The organism is Actinomadura sp. GC306, from assembly GCF_004348665.1.
Classification (GTDB): domain Bacteria; phylum Actinomycetota; class Actinomycetes; order Streptosporangiales; family Streptosporangiaceae; genus Spirillospora.
Genome location: NZ_SMKM01000555.1, coordinates 1 through 306 on the forward strand (window position 1 = coordinate 1; position 306 = coordinate 306).

1 rRNA gene is annotated in these 306 nt (G+C 62.7%); it reads left to right on the forward strand.

The features are described 5' to 3' along the window. Window positions 1-306, forward strand: a 23S ribosomal RNA gene (locus tag E1200_RS33470); the annotation flags it as partial.

Here is a 306-nt window from a genome sequence, read left to right on the forward strand (position 1 = left end):
TGGGGCAGGCTAATCCGCCCAGGGTAAGTCGGGACCTAAGGCGAGGCCGACAGGCGTAGTCGATGGACAACGGGTTGATATTCCCGTACCCGCTGGTATGCGCCAACGCTGAACCCTCTGATGCTAAGACTCCGAATCCCGGTCGGTGCCTTCGGGCGCTGGTCGGGCCTAGCGGTCGGCCCGAGGGGGTAGTAGGTGAGTGATGGGGTGACGCAGGAGGGTAGCTCAGCCCAGGCGATGGTTGTCCTGGGGTAAGCATGTAGCCCGCGCTGTAGGCAAATCCGCAGCGCATTCAAGGGTGAGATG